We start from the raw sequence: 20,645 nt of genomic DNA on the forward strand, positions 1-20,645 counted from the left end.
GCTTTTTTTATGGAGGAAAAAATGCAGAAACAATTAAAAAATGGGAATTTTTACTTGGGACTGGCTATCTTGATGATGGTCATTTTGTTTATTAGCTCTTCAATGACGTATCAGCAACAGAGTCAAGTCTCATCGATTCAAAAATATTTGGCCCACAAGCCGTTAAAAGACTTTTTCAGTCGAATTTCTTTTGACTATGCGGGTAGTGAAGTGAGTATTGCAGCCAAAGGCTATGATAAATTTATTGAATTTTTTATTCGTAAAGCGGCTCATTTTATGACATATTTTATTTTAGGCGGTAGTCTATACTTAGGATTATCACCGAAATTGAAACAAAAATCATCGGTCTTAAGTCTGTTTTTTGCTTGGCTAGCCGCAACTGGTTACGCGGCACTGGACGAATTTCATCAAATGATGACAGGTGGCCGAACACCGTTGTTTCAAGATGTCATGCTGGATGCTTGTGGAGCTCTGACAGCGTGTCTGCTTATCGTGCTCTATCAAGCTATTAAGAAACGTTAACTGGCTTCTTCTTGACGAAAAAAGATTTCAGGTGGACAATAATAGAGAACAAAAAGTAATTGGAGGAATGTACTATGTCAGGACATAGCAAATGGCACAATATTCAAGGGCGGAAAAATGCTCAAGATGCGAAAAGGGGAAAGATTTTCCAAAAAATATCGCGCGAGATTTATATGGCCGCTAAAGCCGGAGGGCCTGACCCGAGTACAAATCCTGCGTTGCGGTTGGTGATTGATAAAGCCAAATCAGCAAATATGCCTAATGACAATGTCGCACGAGCAATCAAAAAAGCGACTTCAGCTGGAGAAGGCGAGCAGTATGACGAGATAACTTATGAAGGGTATGGACCTGGTGGGGTTGCGATCCTAGTTCATACACTGACTGATAATCGTAATCGAACAGCGACCAATGTTCGTGTCGCTTTTAATCGAAACGGCGGTAATTTAGGAGAAACTGGCTCAGTAAATTATTTATTTGATCGCAAAGGATATATGGCAATCGAACGTGAAAATTTATCTGTAGATGAAGAGACGATGTTTGAAGATGTGTTAGAGGCTGGTGCAGAAGATATGGAAATCTTACCGGAAGTCTTTGAGATCTATACTGCTGCAGAGGATTTTACTCAAGTTCGTGATCAATTAGAAGCAGATGGATTTACTTTAGCTCAGGCGGAGCTGACGATGATTCCACAAACAACAATTCGTTTGGACCAAGAACAACAAGAAAAACTAGATCGTTTGGTAGAGAAATTAGAAGACGATGACGATGTTTCAGAAGTGTTTACTTCGGCTGAATAAAACGTGATCTTTATTGATGAGAGTAGTAAAAAATTGCCGATTTTTTTGTAAATATAAATCAAAAAACGTTTCAGAGAAAATACGATTATTCTCTCTGGAACGTTTTTATTTTGTATAGTTATTACAAGGTTGGATTTTTAAAAGACTAATACAGGAGTTCCGACTTCAACCATATCGAAGAGTTTCGCCATTACGTCAGGCGGTGTATTCACACAACCGTGGGAACCGCGAGTCTTCCAAAGATCTCCACCGTATGCAGGTTGCCAATCTGAGTCGTGCAATCCCACACCGGTCCAATCAATCGGCATCCAGTAACTAACAGGACTGGCATAATCAGAACCGTCGTCATTTTTACCTTTTAACGTTTTGTTTCTTTCTTTCGACCAAACGTAATCAACACCTGTTGGGGTCTGTGTGCTTGGTTTTCCACTAACGATATCTGTTTCTAACGCTACTTTGCCATCTTTGTAATACCACATATGTTGATTTTCTAAATCTACTTCAATATAGGTCTTATCTACTAAAGGCTTGTCGGCTGTTGTTGCTCCTGTAACAATTGGTGAGCGAGTGAAGTCTTTGCCGGCTAAAATCTGTTCTGTCAAAGCGGCTACTTCTTCAGGCGTGTTGATCGTCCAACTATAAGTGCCGGCTGGGACAGAAACTTTTCCGCGACGGGTGCTGTTAAATTCAGTTGGGTTAGTCTTAGTATTGTATTTTTCACCTAAGCTTGTTACGTATGCCGTTACTTTATCTTGATCAAGTGACATCGTTCCGTTGTCGTCGATCAACCAAGTGTTGATGTCTGAGGTAGGGATTTGAATCGTTTTTCCATTGATACTGTACGTTGCCTTTATTTTTGCTACTGCGTTCATTTTATCCATCGTCTTTTTCAAATCGGTATCATCTTTGGTGATGGTTGGTTTGGCAAGATAATGTTCAAAATCAATACTGTGTTTGCCATTTTTAGCTGCTTCTTTAAAAGCTGTCACAGCTGCTTCAACATCGATTGTTGTTCCCTGTTTTTCGGGAGTGATCTCAAAGCCTTCGTTTGTCCGAGTGACTTTGGCATTTTCTGTAGCGGTTCGAGTTGTATTGGCTTGGGTAAGTTCTGCTCGTACCGCTTCGCCGACTGCGTTCAATTTATTTTCGTCCAAGGTATTGCCATCGACGTCTTTCGTATCTGCTGCAGAAACTAGTTGCATTCCCCAGCTGAAAGGGTTTTGATCTTTTTTCACAGCTTTTAGACCTGGAAGGTAGTCATTTTGCCAACCTAAATCTGCTCGTTTGATCTCTTTCCAATTTTTGTTATCGATCTTGATCAAAAAAGGCGAATCTGTTAATTCGCGAGTAATTTTGCGATTGGCTTCACTGACTGTCAAATTATTAATCTTCACACCGTTAACGACTGTATTAGGTAGAAATCGTTCGGAATAATATGTACTACGGATAGCGTATCCGCCAACTAAAACTACCAATAAACCTAAAACAACAATCACACCGATATGTTTTCGGCTATGAGAATTTCTTCTTTCGTTTCTTGTCATCGAAATAACTCCTCATTGTTTTTTCTTTTGGTTTGTATCAATTATCAAAGCATGTCAATCAATAATAATAGCCGCTGAATAAATGATATACCGAATACAAATATACCACAGAATGATTGAATTACGAGTGATATGCTTAGAATATAAGAAATATTAAAAAAACCACAAAGAATATGAATATTCTTTGTGGTTGAAGATTGTTTTATTTTCCTTCAGCTTCAAGATCAGCAAAGGCTTGTTTCATAACATCTTTAAGTTCTTTAGCAGAAGCGTTCATACGATCTTTTTCAGCATCGCTCAATGGAATTTCGATAACATTTTGAACACCTTTTGCATTGACAACTGCTGGAGCACCGATGTAAATGTCGTTTTGTCCGTATTGACCTTCTAAGTAAACAGATAGAGGGAAGACAGCACTTTCGTCATTTAAGATAGCACGAGTAATACGAGCTAATGCAACAGCGATACCATAGAAAGTAGCACCTTTTTTCTCGATGATTTCGTAAGCAGCATCACGGACACCGAAGAATAAGTTAACTAAAGCTTCTTCATCTACTTCAGGATTATCTTTGACCCATTCGTAAATTTGTAAGCCGGCAACGTTGGCATGTGACCAAACTGGGAATTCTGAGTCACCGTGTTCGCCTAAGATGTAAGCATGGACGTTACGTGCATCAACGTCAACTAATTCAGCGATTGCTTGACGGAAACGAGCTGTATCTAAAGAAGTACCTGAACCGATAACTCGTTCTTTAGGAAAACCTGAGAATTTCCAAGTAGAGTAAGTAAGAATATCTACAGGGTTGGCAGCAACTAAGAAGATACCGTCGAAACCTGAAGCGACAACTTGTTCAACAATGCTTTTGTTGATGCGTAAGTTTTTACCAACTAAGTCTAAACGAGTTTCGCCTGGTTTTTGAGGAGCACCAGCTGTGATGACTACTAAGTCAGCATCATGGCAATCTTCGTAAGTTGCAGAATAAATTTTCTTAGGTGAAGTAAAGGCTAATGCGTGTGATAAATCGATCGCATCTCCTTGTGTGCGGTTGGCATCGATATCGATAATACCGATTTCTTGAGCGATATTTTGATTGACTAAAGCAAAGGCATAACTTGAACCTACTGCGCCGTCTCCGATTAACATTACTTTTTGATGGGTTTTACTAGCTGCTGTTGCAGTCATGTGTACCAATCCCTTCTTTTATTTGTTTTCCAGTGGAATGATACCATTAATTAATGAAGTTTGTCACGTATTTTACTCATTAATAATACAGTTATTTTTGCTGTTTCAAAAGAAAACGCTTCATGTGTTAATAGCTCAAGAGGCTGTTAGTATAAAGTTTTTTCAAAAATAACAGAATCTTAAGGGAGACTTAAAGTGCTGAAAACGGTCACTACAGATAAGTTTGTGTTATACTGGATAAAGAAAATTTTGGACTGGGTAGTCATTTGACTATCCAGCATTTTGTCATGCAGCTAAATGGTGAATAATTTTTTTATCCACACCACACAATATTTATTTAAAAGAACGAGGCGAAATTAAATGAAAATGATCGTAGGTCTGGGAAATCCAGGAAAAAAATATGAGAACACAAAACACAATGTCGGCTTTATGGTCGTTGATCGATTGGCGTCTGAGCATGGCGCAGTATTCAAAAAAAATACGTTTGAAGCCGAAGTCGCAGATTATTTTGAAAATGGTGAGAAGATTCTATTGGTAAAACCGCTGACTTTCATGAATGAGTCTGGCCGAGCAGTCGGCCCTTTAATGACTTATTTTGGTGTTGATTTAGCAGAACTGGTCGTCATTGCGGATGATCTGGATATGGAGCTTGCTAAACTGCGCCTAAGACAAAAAGGCAGTGCAGGGGGACACAACGGGTTAAAAAGTATTATCGCACATATCGGCACACAAGAATTTAATCGAATCAAACTCGGAATCGGCCGTCCGAATGGAAAGACCGTGGTCAATCATGTATTGAGTACATTTAGTAAAGAAGATGCGGCAGTGATTGCGACAAGTGTAGCACGAGCGGCTGATGCGGTGGATGATTTTGTCAGCGGCAATGATTTTTTGAAAACAATGAATCGCTTCAACTAAGGCTGTTTGGCTTTGAACAATTTGGTTCGTATAAGGTTAAATGGATCAAACAGAAAAATGAACACCTAGTTAGTATCTATATCATTCAATGAATAGATCAAGAAGATCAATAAGGAGTATAAACATGAATGTGATTGAATTTGTGAATCGGCTGCCATTAGTCAAGAGTTGGCAAGCAGATCTAGAAAATAAAGCAAAACGGCAATTGTTGATCGGTCTTTCTGGTTCAGCAAAAGCCTTAGTCATGACAGCGACTCATCAGGCAAATCAAAAGCAAACCGTTGTAGTCGTGCCGAATCTTTATTATAGTAACCAATTGGCAGAGGAATTGAGACAAATCGTTGATGATGTTCATCTTTTTCCAGTAGATGAAGTGCTGTCAGCAGAGATGGCTTTTGCTTCTCCTGAAGCTCGTGCAGAACGCGTATCGACACTGCAGGCCTTGTCGCAAGGCCAAAAGGGACTATATGTCGTACCCGTCGCAGCGTTACGAAAGTTTTTACCGACAGCAGAAACATGGCAAGCCAATCAATTCCATTGGCAGATTGGCAGTGAAGTCGACTTAGAACATTTGGCTCAACAATTAGTTTTAATGGGCTATGAACGTCAGACGATGGTTGGAAAACCCGGCGAATTCAGTATGCGCGGCAATATTGTAGATGTCTATCCATTAACGACGGAATACCCCGTCCGAATGGAGTTATTTGATGTGGAGATCGATTCTCTGCGCTACTTTGAACCAGAGACGCAACGTTCAGTGGAAAATTTGGTAGAAGTTTGGATCACCCCGACAACAGATTTGGTTTTTTCTAAAGAAGATTTGACCCAAGGAGCAGAGAAAGTAAATCAACTTTTGCAGAATCGCTTAGTTGTTACAAAAGAAAAAGCCGACTATCATTTTTTAAATGATTATTTTGGTCAATTGATCACTTCTTGGGAAGCGGGGATACCGACAGAGCAGGCGAAGTATTACACTGATCTATTATATGAAAAAAAAGTTTCATTATTGGATCATTTTGCCAAAGATGCACTGTTGTTTGTCGATGATTATCCTCGTATGATGGAGACTCATCGTGAAATGGAACGAGAAGAAGCCGAGTGGCATACGCAGAAAATCGAAGAAATGCGGGTCTTTTCAGAACAGACTTTTGGAATGAATGCACACGACCTGATCAAAAAGTCCAAACTTGTTGCCAGTTTCTTTTCATTGTTTCAAAAAGGTATGGGAAATTTACGGTTTGAAGCAATCCATAATTTCCAATACCGCTCCATGCAGCAATTTTTTGGACAGATGCCTTTATTAAAAACAGAGGTCGATCGTTGGCAAAAACAAGAGCAAACAGTGTTATTCCTTGTTTCTGATCCGGAGCGGCAAGAAAAATTGACACAGGAATTTCAAGATGTCGGGATTAAAGCCGTCCAGACTACACCAGAACAATTATTGATTGGACAAACACAGATTGTTACAGGCAGTTTAACGTCTGGATTTGAATTGCCGCAAGACAAATTGGTCGTAGTGACAGAACGGGAGATTTTCCAAAAAGTAACCAAAAAGCGTGCCCGACGTCAAACAATTTCTAATGCCGAACGATTGAAGAGCTACAATGAGCTGAAACCTGGTGATTATGTCGTTCATGCTAACCATGGGATCGGAAAATACATTGGGATGGAGACAATCGAAATCGATGGTGTTCATCAAGATTACATGTCGATTTTGTATCAAAAAGACGACAAACTATTTATCCCAGTGACTCAATTAAACTTGATTCAAAAATATGTTTCTTCCGAAGCAAAACCACCAAAAGTAAATAAATTGGGTGGGAGTGAATGGACGAAAACTAAAAGTAAAGTTTCGAAAAAAATTGAAGATATTGCTGATGATTTGATTGAATTATACGCAAAACGAGAGGCAGAGCGCGGCTATGCCTTTGGACCGGACGATGAATACCAAAAGGAATTCGAAGATGCTTTTCCTTATAGTGAAACGGACGATCAACTGCGTAGTACAGCTGAGATCAAGCACGATATGGAGCGAGCACGTCCGATGGATCGCCTGTTGGTCGGTGATGTTGGTTTTGGCAAGACTGAAGTTGCTTTACGAGCAGCCTTCAAAGCAGTTAAAGAAAACAAACAAGTCGCTTTTTTGGTCCCAACGACAATCTTGGCTCAACAGCACTTAGAAACAATGACTGAGCGTTTTGAGAATTTTCCAGTCAATATAGCGATGCTAAGTCGCTTCCGCACGAAAAAACAACAAAACGAAACGATTGAACAAATTCGTACAGGGCAAGTGGATATCGTGGTAGGGACTCATCGCCTTTTATCAAAAGATCTACAATTTGCTGATTTAGGGCTGTTGGTGATTGACGAAGAACAACGGTTTGGCGTAAAACACAAAGAACGATTGAAACAGCTTCGTTCTCAAGTCGATGTATTGACCTTGACTGCCACACCGATTCCTCGCACATTGCATATGTCGATGTTGGGCGTACGAGATCTTTCAGTGATCGAAACGCCGCCGGAAAATCGTTACCCAATCCAAACATATGTGATGGAGACTAATCCTGGGGCAATCCGTGAAGCGATCGAACGAGAAATGGCTCGCGGAGGACAAGTTTTTTACCTTTATAATCGAGTAGAGACAATCGAACGAAAAGTGGAAGAACTGCAAATGCTAGTACCCGATGCTAAAATCGGCTTTGCTCATGGACAAATGACCGAAGTGCAATTGGAAAATACTTTGATGGATTTTATTGATGGACAATATGATATCTTAGTGACAACGACGATCATTGAAACCGGGGTAGATATTCCCAATGTGAATACGTTGTTTGTTGAAAATGCCGATTACATGGGACTTTCAACTTTGTATCAGTTGCGCGGACGAGTGGGGCGGAGCAATCGAATCGCCTATGCTTATTTCATGTATGAGCCGCAGAAGATTTTAAATGAAGTCAGTGAAAAGCGTCTACAAGCAATCAAAGACTTTACAGAACTTGGTTCAGGCTTTAAGATCGCGATGAGAGACTTGTCTATCCGTGGTGCAGGAAATCTTCTCGGAGCACAACAACATGGCTTTATCGACGCAGTCGGATTTGATATGTATTCACAAATGTTATCTGAAGCAGTTGATCGTAAGCAAGAAAAAAATACTCAGATCGAGCGAACGTCAGTTGAGATCAATCTAGGGATTGATGCCTATATCCCGGGAGATTATATTGAAGACGAACGACAAAAAATTGAAATCTATAAACGAATCCGTGAATTGGAAAGCACTGAGATGCTCGATGAAGTAGAAGCAGACTTAGTCGATCGTTTTGGCGATTATCCGGATGAAGTGGCTAATTTATTGAACGTTGGTCAGATCAAGATGGATGGCGATCGTGCCCTCGTAGAAAGCATCCAAAAACGTCAGCAACAAATTATTTTTACTTTAAGTAAAGTAGGCACGAAGGCGTATAAAGTCGAGCAATTGTTCGAAGCGCTTGGCGCGACGAAAATGAAGGCGACTTTAGGAGTGGAAAAAGACCAGATGGTGATCAAATTAATGATTGCAAAAACGATGGATGAAGCGGTCTGGTTGCGAGAGATTAGTCTATTTGTCCGAGCATTGCGAGAACAAAAATACAAAGAATAGGTGGTGGCGGCACTGGCGAATAAAGAAATGCGTGTCATGATGCAAGGTGCCTTCGTCTTGACGGCGGCATCTTTTGTGGCGAAGTTATTAAGTGCTATCTACCGCGTACCGTATCAAAATTTCGTTGGAGATGAAGGTTTTTATGTCTACCAGCAAGTCTACCCAATCTATGGTATTGCCATGACGTTAGCTTTGTCGGGATTGCCGCAGTTTATTTCAAAATATGTGGCAGAACAAAAAGAACCGAACGAACAACGGCGAGCGTTGAAAGAATTATTTCCGCTGATTAGTAGTTTTGGATTGATTTTATGGGCTCTTTGTTTTTTTAGCGCGCGTCCTTTGTCTATCTGGATGGGAGATGAGCAGCTGGCTCCTTTGCTGCGGGTCGTGTCGTTCACTTTTGTAATCATGCCTTTTTTAGCGATTACACGCGGCGAGTTTCAAGGGAAACTGCTGATGATTCCTACGGCTGTCTCGCAAGTGGTCGAACAATTGCTTCGTGTAGGTGTGATCATAAGCGCTGCCTGGTCATTTAAACAATTTGGCTGGGATGTGTATCATACTGGAACAATCGCAATGTCCGGTGCGCTAGTGGGTGGAGTAGTTGCAGTCTTTGTCCTACGCTATTACCGTCAAACAATTTTAGGGACAAATATCGCGTATATACTGCCTAGCTTGGACGCTAAAACAAGGGCGTTAGGCAAACGATTAGCACTTGAAGGCGGCTTGATGACTGCCTACAGCGGCTTGTTGATTTTGTTCCAATTGATCGATTCTTTCACTGTCAAAAAAGCGTTAGTTGAATTTGGATTAAGTGAACATGGTGCTAAATTGGCAAAAGGAGTCTATGATCGGGGACAGCCGCTGGTCCAATTAGGATTAGTCGTAGCCCTAGCATTGAGCTCAAGTTTTCTGCCGGTCTTGACCCGCTACTTAGCTAATCGTGATCGCAGACTGTTTGTTAAAACCAGCCAAATTTTTTTACGGTTGACTTGTGCAATCGGAGCAGCCGCGTCAATAGGTTTGGCGCTATTACTGCCTTATGTCAATTATGGCTTGTTTAAAGACTACAAAGGAAATGCTCCATTAGTGTTGTTTGTCTTTGCGATTTTTCTAATGGCGCTGGTGCAGGCGTATCAAAGTATTGCCCAAAGTCAAAACAAATACCGACGATCACTGCAAGCAGCAGGCGTTGGACTCATAGTAAAAGGCGTGACTACTTTTCCATTGACCAAACAATTTGGGACAATCGGTGCTAGTCTCTCCACATTGCTAGGTCTAGCCGCAGCACTAATCCTCTTGCATTATGCCTGTGAACAGGAAACGAGGAATTATTATAGACAACAACATTTTGCTGGGAAACTTTTTATTTGTTTAGCGGGTATGATAATCGTCCTCTTGTGTTATTATGGCAGTATCAGTATTCTTTTTGGAATGGTACAAAGCAGAGGTTTCGCATTGCTCGCAGCTGTTTTTGGAGTGTTGATTGGCGGGAGCGCTTTTTTGATCTTAGCTATACGCTTGCGCTTGTTAACGATTCGCGAGTGGCTGATGTTGCCTTTTGGTAGTAAATTATTGAGAATACATTGGAAAAGGAGATAATTCATGCGATTAGATAAATTTTTAAAAATTTCACGGATCATCAAACGTCGGACGGTGGCAAAAGAAGTCGCCGATAAGGGACGGATTCAAGTGAACGGGAAACTAGCCAAATCATCCACTGATGTAAAAATCGGTGATGAATTGCGTATCCAATTTGGTAACAAAGTCTTGGTGATTGCGATAGAAGAGCTGCATGAGTCAACGAAAAAAGAAGATGCTGCAAAAATGTATCGGATCATTAGTGAGACACGTGTGGAAAATAACGGGAATTAACGACAATTCAAATAGACAATGATAGCCTGAATTGATATAATAGTAAAGAATTTCAAGGTGAGGAGCGAGCAGTGATGAATGAGAACGAGACGCCGAAAATTGCTTCATTAGATACGCCGTATGCAAAAGAGCAATATCGTAAATTTCAAAAGCAACATCGTCAATTGATCTTCAAGCGTCGCCGTTTGGCTGTTTTATTTGCTGTTGCTGCTTTTGCAGCTATCGTCATGGGTGTCCAGATCTTCAACGAACAGCGTCATTTGAGTGAATTAAAAGAGATCAAAACTGAAACGATCGCTAAATCTGCTGAAATTGATAATCAAGTATCAGGCTTGAAACAAGACGTAGAATTGTTGAAAGATGAGAACTATGTGGCAAAATTGGCTCGGAGCCGGTTCTATTATTCAAAAGAGGACGAATTGATTTTTGTTTTACCAGATTCAGCAAACACGCATACAGACAAACAAGCTGCTGAAAAATAAAGACCAAAACTGTCATTACGTACAGTTTTAAAATAAATTGGAAAAAAATTAGGAGGAACGTTTTTTTTATGTCAATCGAAGTAGGAGCTAAGCTGCAAGGAAAAGTATCAGGGATCACCAATTTCGGTGCCTTTATCGACTTGGGAGAAGGTAAAACGGGCTTAGTCCATATCAGTGAAATATCTAATGGTTTCGTCAAAGACATTCACGATGTGTTAACTGTCGGGGATGAAGTAACGGTGAAAGTAACTTCAGTCGGAGACGACGGTAAAGTAGGTCTTTCGATCCGTAAGGCACAGGATCAACCACAACCAGAAAAGAAACCTTTCAAACGTGAGTTTCGTGATAACAATCGTCCGAAACCATCTGCTAAGGGCAAACCCCAAAATAGCGGCAAACAAGACTTCGATTCATTGATGAGTTCCTTTTTAAAGGATAGCGATGATCGTTTGTCATCGATCAAACGCAATACTGAAGGAAAACGTGGAGGCCGAGGCGGTCGCCGTAGTTAGAGTAGTTAAGCTGGAATTCTTATGGGATTTCAGCTTTTTTTATCGAATCCAGCAACTAGAATGAGGAGTTTGATATGGAGCAAGCATTTTTTCGTGGGAATCCTGAATTACTAACAGGAAAGAAATTATTAGTGGCCGTTTCTACGGGTGTTGATTCAATGGTTCTTTTACACTTATTGGAACAACAAAAAATACAAATCGGTATCGTACATGTGAATCATCAGCTACGGACGGAATCAAATGATGAGGCCCTTTTTTTACGGGAGTATTGCCGGGAGCATCAATTACCATTTTATTTAAAAATCTGGGAACAGCCTGCAAAAGAAAATATTGAGGCCCAAGCGCGTAGTTTACGTTATGCTTTTTTTGAAACCATCATGGAACAAGAAAATTACGATGTTCTTTTAACGGCCCATCATGGCGATGATCAACTAGAAACACTTTTGATGCGACTGGCTCGAGGCGGCTCATTAATCGGTCACAGCGGAATTGCACGCCAACAACCATTTGGTACAGGGACGTTGCTTCGTCCGCTGCTGTCTTTTTCTAAAGAAGAGATTTATTGTTACGCAAAAGAAAAGAATTTGACCTATTTCGAAGATGCGACGAATGCTTCAACAGTGTATTTTCGAAATCGTATCCGGCACAATGTCGTCCCAGAACTTAAAAAGGAGAATCCGCAAATTTTGACACACGCCCAGCAGTTTCACCAACAATTGGCGTGGGCAGATCAGCTGATTAACCAGCTGCTAAAAAAAAATTTAAGAAATGTCGAATATGACGGTCACCGCTGGAACTTCACTGCTGAAACCTTGCCTGCGGATCCAGGCGGTCGTTATTATTTTCTATCCAGCTTTTTCCAGCAAGTTACGGCACAAACAAAGTTGGCTGTCTCGCAAAAACAACTTTTTGCCTTGTTAGATCAACTTCAACGACCAGTAAGTCAATGGGCCGTCGATCTAGGGGATGGTTGGCGATTTTCCCGACGTTACCAGCGGTTTTACTTAGAAAAAAGGACAACTGCAGCTGAAGGTTCTTTTTATTTGGCAGAAAATGATCAGCAGATATTGCCAAATGGAGCAAAAATCACACTAAAAAAAAGTGATATGGTTTCTGAAAAAACGCCGACATCTATTCCGTTACCATTGACGATTAACTTGCCATTGACTATCCGTAAAAGGCAAGCTGGGGACCGTATTCGATTGAGCAAGACGTTGACAAAACGAATTAGTCGTTATTTTATCGATCGAAAAATCCCTGCGGATGATCGTGAAGAAGCGTGGGTAGTAGCAGATGCAGCCGGGGAAGTCGTTGCACTTTTACCTTTTGTCAATTCCTATTTGAGTATTGCAACTGAAACTGATAGAATACACTACATACTTGACTACACGCTTCAAGTAGCGAAATGAAAGGAGTTTCTATATGCTAGCAAAAGATATTGAGAAAATCTTGATTACTAGAGAAGATATTCAAAAACGTTGTGCTGAATTAGGCGCACAATTAACCGCAGATTATGCCGATAAAAATCCATTAGTGGTTGGTATTTTAAAAGGAGCTGTTCCTTTTATGGCAGATATCGTTCGTGAGATCGATGCCCATCTAGAATTGGACTTCATGGACGTTTCAAGCTACGGCAATCAAATGGTCTCTTCTGGAGAAGTAAAAATCATTAAAGACTTGGATACGAATGTCGAAGGTCGCGACTTGCTAATCGTTGAAGATATTATCGATAGCGGCCGCACATTGGGGTACTTAGTCGATTTATTCAAATATCGTAAAGCTCGTTCAGTGAAAATTGTCACATTGTTGGACAAACCAGAGGGGCGCGTAGTAGATATTCATGCAGATTATGTTGGATTTGATGTACCGAATGAATTTGTCGTTGGGTACGGTTTAGACTATGCAGAAGCGTATCGCAATTTACCATACGTAGGTGTATTAAAGCCTGAAATTTATCAATCAAATTAGTGACCGAAAAAATCACAGTGTGATATACTTAAAAGGTCAAAATTGATAAAACTTTTTTAACAAGCTAAGAAACTAACAAGCACGAGGAGGACCTAGATGAATAAGAACAATAAGGGGGCAAAAAACGCTCTCTATTATATTCTCGTCATCTTAGCGATGGTCATGGTTGTTTATTTCCTTTTCGGAGATAACAAGTCAGCTTCGCCAGATGTCGAATATTCAACTTTTACAGAACAGATGCAAGACGGCAAAATCAAAAATGTGAAGATCCAGCCGGCTAGTGGCGTCTACAAGATCACCGGTGAATACAAAGAAAAACAAGAAGTGGCTAACTCTGGTGGTTTGAGTATCATTGGATCAACAGATTCAAAAACGACTCATTTTTCAACAATCATTTTGCCAAATGATACGACTTTGAGTCAAGTTACTGATCTTGCAAAAGAAAACAAGGTTAAAACAGTAATCGAAGAAGAATCAAGCAGCGGTATGTGGGTGACATTATTAATCAGCTTCTTACCAATCTTGATTATGGTTTTCTTCTTCTACATGATGATTGGACAACAAGGCGGCGGTGGCGGCGGAAATGGCCGTGTGATGAACTTTGGGAAATCTAAAGCCAAAGAAGCCGACAAAAAAGCCAATCGTGTCCGTTTCTCTGACGTAGCAGGTGCTGAAGAAGAGAAACAAGAATTAGTAGAAGTCGTGGAATTCTTAAAAGATCCGCGTCGTTTCGTTGAGCTGGGTGCTCGTATCCCAGCAGGTGTTTTACTAGAGGGACCTCCCGGAACTGGTAAAACATTGCTTGCAAAAGCAGTAGCCGGTGAAGCCGGTGTACCATTTTATTCTATCTCAGGGTCAGATTTCGTGGAAATGTTCGTTGGGGTCGGAGCTTCTCGTGTCCGTGACTTGTTCGAAACAGCCAAGAAAAATGCGCCAGCGATTATCTTCATTGATGAAATCGATGCAGTCGGTCGTCAACGTGGCGCCGGTATGGGCGGCGGTCACGATGAACGTGAACAAACCTTGAACCAATTGCTCGTTGAAATGGATGGGTTTGATGGAAACGAAGGCGTGATCGTTGTTGCGGCAACGAACCGTTCAGATGTTTTAGACCCAGCGTTGCTTCGTCCAGGTCGTTTTGACCGTCAAATCTTAGTTGGACGTCCCGATGTTAAAGGACGTGAAGCGATTCTTAGAGTCCACGCTCGTAACAAGCCTTTGGCTGACGACGTTGATTTAAAAGTCGTTGCACAACAAACACCAGGATTTGCTGGTGCTGACTTAGAAAATGTCTTAAATGAAGCAGCATTAGTAGCTGCTCGTCGCAACAAGAAGAAAATCGACGCTTCTGATGTGGATGAAGCGGAAGATCGTGTAATTGCAGGACCTGCTAAAAAAGACCGGGTCATCAGCAAACGCGAGCGCGAAACAGTGGCTTACCACGAAGCCGGCCATACAATTATTGGGATGGTCTTGAACCGAGCACGTGTCGTGCATAAAGTAACCATCATCCCTCGTGGACGCGCAGGCGGCTATATGATTGCTTTACCAAAAGAAGATCAAATGCTGATGTCAAGAGATGATTTGTTTGAACAAATCGTTGGTTTGTTAGGTGGACGTACGGCTGAAGAGATCGTCTTCAACGTCCAAACTACTGGCGCTTCAAATGACTTTGAACAAGCAACGGCATTAGCGCGCAGCATGGTAACTGAATATGGAATGAGTGATAAACTCGGTCCAGTTCAGTACGAAGGAAATCATCAAGTCTTTGTTGGTCGCGACTATGGTCAAACAAAAGCTTATTCTGAACAAGTTGCTTTTGAGATTGATGAAGAAGTTCGTCATATCTTGATGCAAGCACATGAAAAAGCACGTGAGATCATTGAAGCACACCGTGAACAACATAAATTGATTGCCGAAAAATTATTGGAATTTGAAACATTGGATGCCAAAGCAATCAAGTCATTGTTTGAGACCGGCCAAATGCCTGGTGGCAAAGACAGTCTTTATCCAAGTGAAAAAGCGCAAGCACAAACTTTCGAAGAAGCCAAACGTGCTTTGGAAGAAAAAGATGCTGAGAAACAAGCAGAAGATAAAACCGAAGACAACGATTCAATCGAATCAGATAATACAAGCGACAAGCAAGATTAAAAAAAACCGGCATGTCTTCTGGCATGCCGGTTTTTTATATCCAAGGAGGAAAAAATGAAGGGAACTATTTATCCATGTACGCATAAAGATCTGCCGGAATTACAAAAAATCAGTATCGAGACCTTTAAAGATACGTTTGCAGCAGAAAATGATCCCAATGATTTAACTACGTATTTATCAAACGCTTATGGATTAGTAAAATTAGAAAAGGAATTAAGCACGCCTGATTCACGCTTCTTTTTTATTTATTTAGAAGATCAGCTAGCAGGCTACTTGAAACTAAACACTAATAAGGCGCAAACAGAGATGAGCGATAAAAACGGACTAGAGATTGAACGAATCTATATCCGCAAACATTTCAAACGGCAAGGGTTAGGACGGCAATTATTAGATTTTGCTTTTGCTATCGCTGATCAAGAAAAACGTGAACAAATCTGGCTAGGTGTGTGGGAACACAATCAGAATGCTTTGCGTTTTTATCAAACATTTGGTTTTGTTCAAGTCGGTTCCCATGATTTTTATGTGGGGGATGATCAGCAGACAGACCTGATTATGGCAAAAGAGCTTCTTTGATTTGAAAGGCAAGCAGGAGTAAAATGAGCGACAAGGGAGTTGAACGCAGATGAGACGAGATGAACGAGTTTCACAAATGATGGATCAGATCAGCCGAGCCTATGGAGATAAGCAAGTGAACCAACATGAAGTGCGAAAGCTCTTATTAGAGAATGCTCAATTGCTGGAAAAAACCGAAGACTGTGGATTGGTCGCAACCAAGATTTGTCAAGGAATCGCTTGGTACACCTTGTCGCATCAACATGATTTCCCCAAAGCACTAGGGGTATTGTACAATCAGCTGAAAAAAGAAGCAGTCAAATACGATGCTACGGCGATGTCGGCACTCTTACTGCCGCTGTGGTTTTGATGAACAGACGAGTAATCGTCTGTTTTTTTCTTAAGCTCATACCGAGAAGTTGAAAAAAATTGAAACACCTAGTATGATGCAATCACGAGTGAAATCGAATGGTTGATTTCGTAGAGAGAAATAAGGAGCAGATAGATGAGTGATTATTTAGTAAAAGCATTAGCTTATGAAGGATTTGTCCGAGCGTATGCAGTCAATGCGACAGAAACAATTGCAGAAGCGCAATGCCGTCATGATACTTGGAACACTTCTTCCGCAGCTTTGGGCCGGACGATGGTGGGCGCCTTGATGTTAGGTGCGACGTTAAAAGGCGAAGACAAGCTGACCGTAAAAATTGAAGGAAATGGCCCAGCAGGAGCGATCATTGTTGATAGCAATGGCAATGGGGAAGTAAAAGGGTATATTAAAAATCCTCATATCAGTTTGCCGTTGAATGGAGCTGGTAAAATTGACGTACGAGGAGCTGTTGGTACGGCTGGGATGTTTACCGTCATCAAAGATCTCGGATTAAAAGAACCTTTTTCTGGACAAACACCAATCGTCTCTGGTGAGATTGGCGAAGACTTTACTTATTATTTAGCTGTTTCCGAGCAGATTCCATCGGCTGTTGGTGTGTCGGTGTTAGTTGATACCGATGATTCGATCAAAACAGCAGGGGGCTTCATGATTCAAATCATGCCAGGGGCTAATGAATCAATCATTGATCAGATTGAGGCCCGTTTGAAAGAAACGACTCGAATCTCTACTTTATTAGACGAGGGGCAGACACCAGAAGAAATTTTACAAAACCTTTTGGCTACGACTGAGGTGGAATTTTTAGATAAGATGCCAGTTCAATTCAACTGTGATTGTTCTAAAGAAAAATTTGCTTCAGCGATCATTACGTTGGGGCCTGAGCAAATCCAAGAGTTGATCGATCAAGATCATGGTGCAGAAGCTGTTTGTGCTTTTTGTAATAATAAATACCAATACAGTGAAGCAGATCTTTATGAATTAAAGCAAGAGATTTTGGGGGAATAGCAGTGAAACCATTAAATGGTGCATGGAAAATCGGTGATGTGACTGTACCAAATCGGGTAGTTGTAGCTCCGATGGCGGGAATTACAAATGCTGCTTTTCGTGTAACAGTCAAAGAATTCGGTGCTGGGTTAGTAGTCTGTGAAATGATTAGCGACCAAGGCATCCATTTTAGAAACAAAAAAACATTAGAGATGTTATATATTGATGAACGGGAGCATCCTTTAAGTGTGCAAATTTTTGGCGGGAATAAGGATTCTTTGGTCGAGGCTGCTCGATTCGTACAAGAAAATACCGAAGCAGACATTATTGATATCAACATGGGGTGTCCTGTAAACAAGGTTATCAAAGCTGAAGCCGGAGCTAAATGGTTATTGGATCCAGATAAGGTTTATGAGATGGTTCATGCTGTTTCTTCAGCTGTGGATATTCCCGTGACTGTAAAAATGCGGATCGGATGGGATGAGCAACATATCTTAGCAGTGGAAAATGCTCAAGCTGCCCAAAGTGCTGAAGCTTCTGCGCTTGCGATGCATGGTCGTACACGGGTCCAGATGTACGAAGGGCAAGCAAATTGGGAAATCTTAAAACAAGTGGCTGAGCAATTGACGATTCCTTTTATGGGAAATGGAGATGTTCGTACACCAGAAGACGCAAAACGAATGATCGAAGAAGTCGGAGCTGATGCGGTAATGATCGGACGTGCTGCTTTGGGTAATCCGTGGATGATCCATCAAACACAGCATTATTTAGAAACAGGCGTACTGATTCCAGAACCTAGTGCAAGAGAAAAAATCGAGACCGCCAAGCTGCATCTAGAACGATTAATCCAGCTGAAAGGTGAAAAAATCGCCTGTCGCGAGTTTCGGCAACATGCTAGTTATTACTTAAAAGGCATTCCGCGTTCTGCGAAAGTCAAAGTTGCAATCAACCAAACAGAGGAAAAACAAGTTATCCTAGATTTGTTGGATAGATTGGTGGAAAAGACCGAAGCAAGAGAGAAAATTAGCTGATCTTCAAGCCGAATGTGGAATTCGGCTTGATTTTTTGCTTATACATTGGCATTATAAGTAAGAGTAATTACATACTGAGGAGGAACATTCGTGACTGAGGAACAAACGAATTTGACAGAAATGAACGACCAAATGCGTGTTCGACGCGAAAAATTGGACAACCTTCGTGAAGAAGGAATCGATCCATTCGGCGCACGCTTTGAACGCACAACGAATTCAAAAGAACTACATGAAACATATGATGCAAATACAAAAGAAGAGCTGCATGAAAAACAATTGAGCGCAAGTGTTGCAGGTCGGATGATGACTAAACGAGGGAAAGGGAAAGTCGGTTTTGCACATTTACAAGACCGCGAAGGCCAAATCCAGATTTATGTCCGTAAAGACGAAGTTGGCGAAGAACCTTATGCAATCTTTAAAAAAGGCGACTTAGGTGACTTTTTCGGCGTGACTGGAGAAATCATGAAGACAGACACCGGTGAAGTTTCAATCAAGGCAAAAGAGATCACACTGCTGTCAAAAGCATTACGTCCCTTACCAGAAAAATACCATGGCTTAACAAACGTAGAACAACGTTACCGTCAACGCTACTTGGATTTAATCAGTAATCGGGAAAGTTTTGATCGTTTTACTAAACGTAGTCAGATTATTAGCCAGATCCGCCGTTACTTAGATGGATTAGGCTATATCGAAGTTGAGACCCCTGTTTTACATAATGAAGCAGGCGGCGCTACAGCACGCCCATTTATTACCCACCACAATGCATTGGATATGGATCTATACTTGCGTATCGCATTGGAATTGCACTTAAAACGACTAATTGTCGGCGGGATGGAAAAAGTATATGAAATTGGTCGTGTTTTCCGTAACGAAGGAATCGATACAACTCATAACCCAGAATTTACTATGATGGAAGTGTACACTGCTTATCAAGATTTCCTAGATGTAATGAACTTGACTGAAGGGATTATCCGCGATGTTGCACAAAATGTATTAGGAGAAACTACGCTTTCTTATGATGGCGAAATGATTGATCTAGGTTCTCCATTCAAACGTGTCCACATGGTAGATGCGATTAAAGACCAAACTGGCGTAGACTTTTGGTCAGAAGTAACACTTGAAGAAGCACGTGCATTAGCAAAAGAACATAACGTTGAGATCAATGACAATATGGAACTTGGTCATATCATCAATGAATTTTTTGAAACATTTGTTGAAGAAACATTGCAACAACCAACATTTGTTTACGGACATCCAGTGGAAGTCTCACCGCTGGCAAAGAAAAATGCTGAAGATGGCCGATTTACTGATCGATTTGAATTATTTATCGTGGGCCGAGAATTTGCCAACGCATTTACTGAATTAAATGATCCAATTGATCAACGAGAACGTTTCAAGGCACAAGAAAAAGAGCGCGAACAAGGCAATGACGAAGCGCATGGGGTAGACGAAGATTTCTTAGAAGCACTGGAATATGGTATGCCGCCAACGGGTGGTCTAGGAATCGGGATTGATCGCTTAGTCATGTTGCTGACCGATGTTCAGTCGATCCGCGACGTTTTATTATTCCCAACCTTGCGTTAAAAATAAAAATTTTAGTAGACGTTCAGCTTAGCTGAGCGTCTTTTTTAGTTTCTTTAAAAGAAACATTAGAAAATGATGTCATAGGATAAAACAAAAATGCGATTGAAATTTTTCTGAAAGGGGAGTTTTCAACCGGCTTTTATGTTATTTGCGAACATTTAAACGAATATCAAAGCCTATTGGTCAGTAATGAAAAAAACTTCAAAAAATATGACATTTTCGATTGACCTAATAAGATTAAGTTGGTATATTATTTAATGTTCCAAAGCGAGCTTGCCTCGTTTGAAAAACTTTAAAATTGTTATTGACAGGTAACTGGTTTTCAGTTATTCTATCAAAGTCGCAATAAACGATGACAACAACTTCTTCGAAAAAAACTTCAAAAAAGTTATTGACATTCACTCAGTAAGCTGTTAAGATATAAAAGTTGCTGAAACAACGCGACAAACAATGTAGACCTTTGAAAACTGAACGAATAAAACAAACCAAATGTGTAGGGCGTTTCTATTTAATAGAAACA

At 40.8% G+C, this 20,645-nt stretch carries 18 protein-coding genes; 16 read left to right on the forward strand and 2 right to left on the reverse strand.

Going from position 1 to position 20,645, the window contains the following annotated elements; all coding sequences use genetic code 11:
• The first annotated feature begins 21 nt into the window (after positions 1-21).
• Together P7D84_RS05990 and P7D84_RS05995 are read left to right on the forward strand one after the other, a co-directional pair.
• Positions 22-522: a VanZ family protein gene (locus tag P7D84_RS05990; RefSeq protein WP_311805523.1), complete on the forward strand. Its 501-nt coding sequence runs from the start codon at positions 22-24 to the stop codon at positions 520-522.
• Positions 523-596: 74 nt separating this feature from the next.
• Entirely contained in the window at positions 597-1,319 is a 723-nt protein-coding gene (locus tag P7D84_RS05995; RefSeq protein WP_311800327.1) for a YebC/PmpR family DNA-binding transcriptional regulator, read from the forward strand.
• A 137-nt stretch (positions 1,320-1,456) separates the two neighbouring features.
• Here P7D84_RS05995 and P7D84_RS06000 read toward each other — a convergent pair whose 3' ends face one another.
• Both P7D84_RS06000 and P7D84_RS06005 read right to left on the reverse strand, forming a co-directional pair.
• The gene (locus tag P7D84_RS06000; protein WP_311805525.1) at positions 1,457-2,863 is read right to left on the reverse strand and encodes a L,D-transpeptidase family protein; all 1,407 of its coding nucleotides are present in this window, start codon (positions 2,861-2,863) and stop codon (positions 1,457-1,459) included.
• Positions 2,864-3,065: 202 nt separating this feature from the next.
• Complete coding sequence (locus P7D84_RS06005) at positions 3,066-4,046, reverse strand: L-lactate dehydrogenase (protein ID WP_311800325.1); 981 nt, start codon at positions 4,044-4,046, stop codon at positions 3,066-3,068.
• A gap of 360 nt (positions 4,047-4,406) precedes the next feature.
• Here P7D84_RS06005 and pth point away from each other — a divergent pair, with 360 nt between their 5' ends.
• The 14 genes from pth to lysS all read left to right on the forward strand — a co-directional run bounded on the left by pth (position 4,407) and on the right by lysS (position 20,125).
• Positions 4,407-4,964: an aminoacyl-tRNA hydrolase gene (pth, locus tag P7D84_RS06010; RefSeq protein WP_311805527.1), complete on the forward strand. Its 558-nt coding sequence runs from the start codon at positions 4,407-4,409 to the stop codon at positions 4,962-4,964.
• A gap of 124 nt (positions 4,965-5,088) precedes the next feature.
• Positions 5,089-8,601 (forward strand): transcription-repair coupling factor, encoded by a 3,513-nt coding sequence (gene mfd / locus P7D84_RS06015; protein ID WP_311805528.1) that lies wholly within the window; start codon positions 5,089-5,091, stop codon positions 8,599-8,601.
• Between the two features lie 39 nt (positions 8,602-8,640).
• The gene (locus tag P7D84_RS06020; RefSeq protein WP_311805542.1) at positions 8,641-10,203 is read left to right on the forward strand and encodes an oligosaccharide flippase family protein; all 1,563 of its coding nucleotides are present in this window, start codon (positions 8,641-8,643) and stop codon (positions 10,201-10,203) included.
• A 3-nt stretch (positions 10,204-10,206) separates the two neighbouring features.
• A complete protein-coding gene (locus tag P7D84_RS06025) occupies positions 10,207-10,476 on the forward strand; it encodes an RNA-binding S4 domain-containing protein (protein ID WP_311800322.1) in 270 nt (89 codons plus the stop codon).
• Between the two features lie 74 nt (positions 10,477-10,550).
• Positions 10,551-10,958 carry an FtsB family cell division protein gene (locus tag P7D84_RS06030; protein WP_311800321.1) on the forward strand — a complete coding sequence of 136 codons (408 nt, stop codon included), beginning with the start codon at positions 10,551-10,553 and terminating at the stop codon, positions 10,956-10,958.
• 68 nt (positions 10,959-11,026) lie between these two features.
• Positions 11,027-11,470, forward strand: coding sequence for a S1 domain-containing RNA-binding protein (locus tag P7D84_RS06035; protein WP_010745332.1), 444 nt, complete (start codon positions 11,027-11,029; stop codon positions 11,468-11,470).
• A 74-nt stretch (positions 11,471-11,544) separates the two neighbouring features.
• Positions 11,545-12,879, forward strand: a complete 1,335-nt coding sequence (gene tilS, locus P7D84_RS06040; protein WP_311805530.1) for a tRNA lysidine(34) synthetase TilS — start codon at positions 11,545-11,547, stop codon at positions 12,877-12,879.
• Positions 12,880-12,892: 13 nt separating this feature from the next.
• The gene (gene hpt / locus P7D84_RS06045; protein WP_311800319.1) at positions 12,893-13,438 is read left to right on the forward strand and encodes a hypoxanthine phosphoribosyltransferase; all 546 of its coding nucleotides are present in this window, start codon (positions 12,893-12,895) and stop codon (positions 13,436-13,438) included.
• A 96-nt stretch (positions 13,439-13,534) separates the two neighbouring features.
• Positions 13,535-15,589, forward strand: a complete 2,055-nt coding sequence (gene ftsH, locus P7D84_RS06050) for an ATP-dependent zinc metalloprotease FtsH (RefSeq protein ID WP_311800318.1) — start codon at positions 13,535-13,537, stop codon at positions 15,587-15,589.
• Between the two features lie 54 nt (positions 15,590-15,643).
• Positions 15,644-16,162: a GNAT family N-acetyltransferase gene (locus P7D84_RS06055; protein WP_311800317.1), complete on the forward strand. Its 519-nt coding sequence runs from the start codon at positions 15,644-15,646 to the stop codon at positions 16,160-16,162.
• Positions 16,163-16,211: 49 nt separating this feature from the next.
• Positions 16,212-16,511 carry a bacteriocin immunity family protein gene (locus tag P7D84_RS06060; protein ID WP_311800316.1) on the forward strand — a complete coding sequence of 100 codons (300 nt, stop codon included), beginning with the start codon at positions 16,212-16,214 and terminating at the stop codon, positions 16,509-16,511.
• A gap of 135 nt (positions 16,512-16,646) precedes the next feature.
• Positions 16,647-17,531: an Hsp33 family molecular chaperone HslO gene (gene hslO, locus P7D84_RS06065; protein WP_311805532.1), complete on the forward strand. Its 885-nt coding sequence runs from the start codon at positions 16,647-16,649 to the stop codon at positions 17,529-17,531.
• A 2-nt stretch (positions 17,532-17,533) separates the two neighbouring features.
• On the forward strand, positions 17,534-18,541 hold the full coding sequence (gene dusB / locus P7D84_RS06070; RefSeq protein WP_311805533.1) for a tRNA dihydrouridine synthase DusB: 1,008 nt from the start codon (positions 17,534-17,536) through the stop codon (positions 18,539-18,541).
• Between the two features lie 120 nt (positions 18,542-18,661).
• On the forward strand, positions 18,662-20,125 hold the full coding sequence (gene lysS / locus P7D84_RS06075; protein ID WP_311800401.1) for a lysine--tRNA ligase: 1,464 nt from the start codon (positions 18,662-18,664) through the stop codon (positions 20,123-20,125).
• Positions 20,126-20,645: the final 520 nt, after the last annotated feature.

The organism is Enterococcus dongliensis (assembly GCF_031927985.1).
GTDB lineage: Bacteria > Bacillota > Bacilli > Lactobacillales > Enterococcaceae > Enterococcus_A > Enterococcus_A dongliensis.

Coding starts and splice junctions, on each gene's coding strand:
- tilS (WP_311805530.1), top strand. CDS start 11,545: ATGGAGCAAGCATTTTTTCGTGGGAATCCTGAATTACTAACAGGAAAG.
- P7D84_RS05990 (WP_311805523.1), top strand. CDS start 22: ATGCAGAAACAATTAAAAAATGGGAATTTTTACTTGGGACTGGCTATC.
- P7D84_RS05995 (WP_311800327.1), top strand. CDS start 597: ATGTCAGGACATAGCAAATGGCACAATATTCAAGGGCGGAAAAATGCT.
- P7D84_RS06020 (WP_311805542.1), top strand. CDS start 8,641: ATGCAAGGTGCCTTCGTCTTGACGGCGGCATCTTTTGTGGCGAAGTTA.
- ftsH (WP_311800318.1), top strand. CDS start 13,535: ATGAATAAGAACAATAAGGGGGCAAAAAACGCTCTCTATTATATTCTC.
- hpt (WP_311800319.1), top strand. CDS start 12,893: ATGCTAGCAAAAGATATTGAGAAAATCTTGATTACTAGAGAAGATATT.
- P7D84_RS06035 (WP_010745332.1), top strand. CDS start 11,027: ATGTCAATCGAAGTAGGAGCTAAGCTGCAAGGAAAAGTATCAGGGATC.
- P7D84_RS06005 (WP_311800325.1), bottom strand. CDS start 4,046: ATGACTGCAACAGCAGCTAGTAAAACCCATCAAAAAGTAATGTTAATC.
- P7D84_RS06025 (WP_311800322.1), top strand. CDS start 10,207: ATGCGATTAGATAAATTTTTAAAAATTTCACGGATCATCAAACGTCGG.
- P7D84_RS06055 (WP_311800317.1), top strand. CDS start 15,644: ATGAAGGGAACTATTTATCCATGTACGCATAAAGATCTGCCGGAATTA.
- P7D84_RS06030 (WP_311800321.1), top strand. CDS start 10,551: ATGAATGAGAACGAGACGCCGAAAATTGCTTCATTAGATACGCCGTAT.
- P7D84_RS06000 (WP_311805525.1), bottom strand. CDS start 2,863: ATGACAAGAAACGAAAGAAGAAATTCTCATAGCCGAAAACATATCGGT.
- lysS (WP_311800401.1), top strand. CDS start 18,662: ATGAACGACCAAATGCGTGTTCGACGCGAAAAATTGGACAACCTTCGT.
- hslO (WP_311805532.1), top strand. CDS start 16,647: ATGAGTGATTATTTAGTAAAAGCATTAGCTTATGAAGGATTTGTCCGA.
- mfd (WP_311805528.1), top strand. CDS start 5,089: ATGAATGTGATTGAATTTGTGAATCGGCTGCCATTAGTCAAGAGTTGG.
- P7D84_RS06060 (WP_311800316.1), top strand. CDS start 16,212: ATGAGACGAGATGAACGAGTTTCACAAATGATGGATCAGATCAGCCGA.
- pth (WP_311805527.1), top strand. CDS start 4,407: ATGAAAATGATCGTAGGTCTGGGAAATCCAGGAAAAAAATATGAGAAC.